The organism is Kitasatospora sp. NPDC054768 (genome assembly GCF_053612025.1).
Genome location: NZ_JBSHBN010000288.1, coordinates 1 through 5,636 on the forward strand (window position 1 = coordinate 1; position 5,636 = coordinate 5,636).

General features: G+C 71.0%; 4 protein-coding genes and 1 pseudogene. All 5 read right to left on the bottom strand.

What is annotated here, in order from left to right; genetic code table 11:
• On the bottom strand, window positions 1-452 hold a 452-nt coding region (locus ACWGKU_RS40205; RefSeq protein ID WP_452191809.1), incomplete at its 3' end, for a GTP-binding protein.
• Complete coding sequence (locus ACWGKU_RS40210) at window positions 433-1,074, bottom strand: DUF742 domain-containing protein (protein WP_380554286.1); 642 nt, start codon at window positions 1,072-1,074, stop codon at window positions 433-435. The genes ACWGKU_RS40205 and ACWGKU_RS40210, both read right to left, overlap by 20 nt.
• Before the next feature lie 161 nt (window positions 1,075-1,235).
• On the bottom strand, window positions 1,236-1,649 hold the full coding sequence (locus ACWGKU_RS40215) for a roadblock/LC7 domain-containing protein (RefSeq protein WP_030248297.1): 414 nt from the start codon (window positions 1,647-1,649) through the stop codon (window positions 1,236-1,238).
• A 10-nt stretch (window positions 1,650-1,659) separates the two neighbouring features.
• Window positions 1,660-5,007 carry a sensor histidine kinase gene (locus ACWGKU_RS40220; RefSeq protein ID WP_452181026.1) on the bottom strand — a complete coding sequence of 1,116 codons (3,348 nt, stop codon included), beginning with the start codon at window positions 5,005-5,007 and terminating at the stop codon, window positions 1,660-1,662.
• A gap of 401 nt (window positions 5,008-5,408) precedes the next feature.
• Window positions 5,409-5,636: pseudogene (locus ACWGKU_RS40225) on the bottom strand (ATP-binding protein); the annotation flags it as partial.

The window sequence follows — 5,636 nt, forward strand, 5'->3', positions numbered from 1 at the left end:
GGGGTGTGGGGCTGGTGTCCGTCGAAGCCGTTGAGGGCGACGACGAAGGGCAGTCCGCTGTTCTCGAAGTAGTCGAGGGCGGGGAAGCAGTCGGCGAGGCGGCGGGTGTCGACGAGGACGACGGCTCCGATGGCGCCTCGGACGAGGTCGTCCCACATGAACCAGAAGCGGTCCTGTCCGGGGGTGCCGAAGAGGTAGAGGATGAGGTCTTCGTCGAGGGTGATGCGGCCGAAGTCCATGGCGACGGTGGTGGTCGTCTTGCCGGAGACGTGGCTGAGGTCGTCGATGCCGGCGGAGGCCGAGGTCATGACGGCTTCGGTGCGCAGGGGGTTGATCTCGGAGACGGCGCCGACGAGCGTGGTCTTGCCGACACCGAAGCCGCCCGCGACGACGATCTTCGCGGAGGTGGTGGCGCGGGTGGGGGCGGCCGCGTTAGAGCTTGCGAAGTCCACTGAGGACCCTTTCGAGCAGCGTGACGTCGGGCTGGTTTCCGGTTTCGCCGCCGGAAGCGGGCTGGTGGATGGCGACCAGGCCGGCCTCGGCCAGGTCGGCCACGAGGATGCGGGCCACTCCCAGGGGAAGCGAGAGCAGCGCCGACACCTCGGCGACGGATTTGACCTCCGTGCACAGCGTGCAGATCCGCTGGTGCTCGGGGAGCAGGGTGGCCAGGCGCTGCGGGTCGACATCGGCGGAGACCAGGGCCTCCAGCGCGAGTTCGTAGCGCGGGCGGGTCCGGCCGCCGGTCATCGCGAACGGGCGGATCAGCGGGCCGGAGTCGGGTTCGTCCTCGAACTCCTCGAAGTGGCCGGGCTCCTGGGCGGGCCGGTAGCCGGGCGCCGGCTCGGGCGCCGGGGCCGGGTAGCCGGGTGCCGGGGCGCCGTACGAGGGCTGCCGGGCGTACTGGTCGTACTGGCCGTACTGCTCTTCGGGGCGGGGGTACGGCTGCTGGGGCTGTCCGTACTGGTGCCGGCCGTACTGCTGACCGTGGCCGACGCCGGGTGCTCCGAAGGCGTCATGGCCTGTGCCAGGGTACGGAACGCCGTACTGGCCGCTGCGGTCGTCGGGCGGTGTCACGGTTCCTCTCCTCACAAGGTGCGGCGGTGCGGTGCGAGCTTCGGCGCAGGTCCGGAGCCGGTGGTGCGAAGGCCGTACAACGTCCGAACCCGAGCCCGCCGAAGCGGGCCCGGGAAGGACGCGGAGGTGCTTCGAATACCTGGACGGTATCCGACGAACCGTCAGTGCAGGAGACTGCCCTGGAGTTCAGCGCGAAGAGCGGGGGTGAGGACGGCGCCGGCGCGGTCGACGAGCAGGGCCATCTCGTAGCCGACGAGGCCGATGTCGGAGTCCGGGGCGGCCAGGACGGCCAGCGCGGAACCGTCGCTGACGGCCATCAGGAACAGGAAGCCCCGCTCCATCTCGACCACGGTCTGGTTGACCTCGCCGCCCTCGAAGATCCGGCTGGCGCCGGAGGTGAGGGAGGTGAGGCCGGAGGCGACGGCGGCGAGCTGGTCGGCACGGTCGCGCGGGAAGCCCTCGGACATGCACAGCAGGAGGCCGTCCGCGGAGACCACCACGGTGTGGGACACCCCGGGGGTGTTGTCCACGAAATTGGTGATCAGCCAGTTCAGGTTCTGTGCGGCCTGGCTCATCTGAGTCAACTCAACGCTCCTGGTGGTTCGAGCCGCCGAAGAGATCGGTGCTCCGGTTCTGTCCGTTGCCGGACTGGTCTACCTGATCGGGGTCGATCCGGAAGCTTCCGGTGTTACCGGCGCTGCGGCCCTGCTCCACACCGCGGCGCAGGTTGGTGAGGCGGCCACGGACCTCCTCCGGGCTGCGGGAGACCTGCGGCCCGTCCTGCGGGGTGGGCTTGGCGTTGCCGGGCACCAGGTTCTGCTTGGGCACGCGCCGCGGCAGACCGGCACCGGTGGTGCCGCTGGAGCTGGGCTCGCGCAGCTGCTCGGCCCGCTGCCAGTCGCCGTCGTTCGGCGACTGCCAGGCGGTGCTGGCGGTCGGGCCGGTCGGGCCGTATCCGCCGAGCGAGGACACGTCGTGGCCGCGCTGGGTCGGGGACGCCGAGGTGTCCTTGGCGCCGGCGAACCAGTTCGGGGCGTCGCCGGACGCGCCGGCGCCGGACGGGGCGGCGGCGGGGCCACCGCTCGCCAACTGCTCGCCGGGGCGGCGCTGCGGCAGCCCGGACGGCAGGGTGGTGTGCGCCTCGGCGGCGGGCAGCGCGGGCGGCTCCGGGGCGTACGGGTGACCGGCCGGGGACTCCTCGGCCTGCCGGCCGTACTGGTCGGCGTACCCGTCCTGCTGGTAGCCGCCCTGGTCGTAGCCGTACCGGTCGTCGGCGTAGCCCTGCTGCTCGTAGCCCTGGGGCGCGTACTGGTCGTAGCCGTCCTGGGCGTACTCGTCGTGCTGGTACTCGTCCTGCTGGTAGCCGCCCTGGTCGTAGCCGTACCGGTCGTCGACCTGGGGCTGCTGCTCGTATCCTTGCGGGGCGTACTGGTCGTAGCCCTGCTGGTAGTCCTCCTCGACCTCGGCGTCCACCACCGGCGCCTGCGGGCCGCCCTCCAGGGCCGCGCGGCGGACCTGGTCGAGGCGCTGCGAGCGCTGGACGGACTCCAGGGCCGGGCTGAACCCGCTGGAGCCGGCGCTGCCGATGCCGGTGAGGTGGTCGTCGAAGCCGAGCTCGGCGGCGCTGCGGGCCGTGGCGTCCGGCGCCCACTGGGCGGTCGGCTCCTGCTCGGCGAAGATCCGCGAGACGGTGAACTGCTCGTCCGGCTCCGGCGCCGCACCCGACTGGGTGACGAACGGCGGGAGCATGACCAGCGAGGTGGTGCCGGCGGACTCGCCGGACGGGCGGAGCTGGACGCGGATGTCGTGCCGCTGGGAGAGCCGGCCGACCACGAACAGGCCCATGCGGCGGGAGATGGTGGCGTCCACCGTGGGCGGCTCGGCCAGCTTCTCGTTGATCTCCGCGAAGTCCTCGGCGGTGAGGCCGATGCCCTTGTCGTGGATCTCGACCAGCACCCGGCCGTCCGGCAGGCGGGTCGCGTTGACCAGGACCCGGGTCTGCGGGCTGGAGAACGAGGTGGCGTTCTCCAGCAGCTCGGCGAGCAGGTGGACGAGGTCGGTCACGGCGGCGCCGACGACGTCGACCTCCGGGATGCCGGAGAGCTCGACGCGCTCGTACTGCTCCACCTCGGAGGCGGCGGCGCGGAGCACGTCGACCAGCGGGACCGGGGTGTTCCAGCGGCGGCCGGCCTCCTCGCCCGCGAGGACGAGGAGGTTCTCACCGTTGCGGCGCATACGGGTCGCGAGGTGGTCCAGCTTGAAGAGGTTCTCCAGCTGGTCCGGGTCGGCCTCGTTGTTCTCCAGGTCGGTGATCAGCGCCAGCTGGCGCTGGATCAGGCTCTGGCTGCGGCGCGACAGGTTGGTGAAGATCGCGTTGACGTTCCCTCGCAGCATGGCCTGCTCGGCGGCGAGCGCCACCGCCTGCTGGTGGACCTGGTCGAACGCCCGGGCGACCTCGCCGATCTCGTCCTTGCCGTGCAGCGGGATCGGGGTCACCGAGGTGTCGACCCGCTCGGGGTCGGTCTTGGAGAGCTTCTCGACCAGGTCCGGCAGACGGTGGTCGGCGATCTCCAGGGCGGCGCTGCGCAGGGTGCGCATGCCGAGGATCATCGAGCGGGCCACGTAGCCGGTGAGCAGACCGGCCAGGATGAGCGCCGCGACGACGATGATCGTGTTGAGGATGGCGTCGTAGAGCGCGTTGTCCTTCAGGGCGCGGGACTCGGCGAGGACGTCGTCCAGCAGCGCGATCTCGGTGTTCCGCAGGGCCTGGATGTGGGTGTTGGCGGCCTGGTTCCAGTTGTCCGGGGTCAGGCCGGCGTTCCTCGCCTCGGCGTACGCGGCGTCGGCGGCGGCCTTGCCCTTCAGCTGGCCCTCCGCGGCGGCCTGGCTGTAGGCGGCGCCGAGCTGGAGCAGACCCTGCATGGTGGGCGCCGCGCCGTTGGGCATCTTGTACGCCGAACGTTCCTGGGCGGTGGCCACGGCGACCTGGGCGGCCGCGTACTTCCGGGCGTCCTCGGGGGCGCTGCCGGTGTTGAACTCGTTGAGGGAGACCTGCTCCAGCTTCTCCGAGACCAGGATCTGCTGGATCACGTCCTGGTTCTCGTACCGCGTGGTGGCGTTCTGCGAGATGCCGACCAGCAGGTTGAGCATCAGCGCGCGCTGGGTCGAGGCGGAGGCCTTGGCCAGCGACATCGCGTAGATCGCGCGGCCCTTGCTGGTGGCGTTGGCGGAGCCGATGCCGACCGAGTTGTCGTAGGCCAGCAGCGGGGCGAGCATCACCGAGTAGGCGCTCGCGGTGGCGCTGGCGAACAGCTCGGGGCTGTACGCGTTGGCCCGCAGGTGCGCCAGGTCGAGGATCAGGGCCTGGAAGGCCTCGTGGCGGCGGGGGAGCTCACCGGACTTGTCCGAGGCGGCGTAGGCGGCGTTGTAGGCCTTCAGCGCGGCGTCGGTGTCGTTGCGGCGCTTGGTGACCTCGTTGTTCGGGTCCTGCTTGGTGAGCAGGGGTATGAGCGTCTTGTCGCGCTCGTTCTCCAGCGCCTCGGCGAGTTCGGTCGCCGTCTTGGCCAGCTCCGCGGTCTTCTCGGCGCGGGAGGCCTTGATGTAGCCGTCGACCGAGGTGTTCACGCGCAGACCGCCGAAGACGAGACTGATGATCACGGGGATCAGCAGGATCGCGATCAGACGGGTCGGCACGCGCCAGTTGCGCGGGCGGAGGAAGTCGTACCGGCTGGAGCCGCCGCCGTCGCCCGACGAACCGCCGTTGCGGGGCGCCGTGGGCGCGGCCTGGGGCTCGGGGGTCGGGGCGGGGCCCTGGGCGCGCTCCTCGGTGGGAGTGAACGCGGAGAATCCGGCCGGACCCCCCTGGGTACCGTTCGGCTCGCTCTGGCGGGGCTCGGAGCGCCGCTGCGGGGCGGGTTGCTGCTTACGCCTCACTCGACAACTACCTCTCGGCCGACTGCCGGCCATGGATCAATCCAGCGCTACCCCGGTGCCCTGACCTTCCGCCGGACGGGCCGGAGCAGGAGACATCCAGGGGTAGCTGGAATTTCAGCACGTGCGGGGATGGGGGACAAACAGCCGCAGTCCGACGCCCACGCCGGAACAATCCGGACATTCACCGACATGGCGGAGCAAATCCGTGGTCACCTGGCGCTGAGTGGCGCGGATTCGCCACACTGAGTCATTGTTGATCACAAAATGCCTACCGAACTGTTATCCGCTGCTTATACACGGGTCTTGCGCGGGGCCCCCGGAGGACACCGGCCGGTAAGCGTCGCGGCCCCGACGGCCCGTGGCAGGGGACGGACCGTCGGGGCCGGGCGGTTCCCCCTCGCTCAGCGGAGCCGGGCCAGCAGGGCGTGTTCGACGAGGGTGATGAGGGCGCTCTTGGCGCTGTCGCGGCGGCGGGCGTCGAGGGTGATGACGGGGGTGTCGGCGCCGAGTTGGAGTGCTTCGCGGACTTCGTCTGGGGTGTGGGGCTGGTGTCCGTCGAAGCCGTTGAGGGCGACGACGAAGGGCAGTCCGCTGTTCTCGAAGTAGTCGAGGGCGGGGAAGCAGTCGGC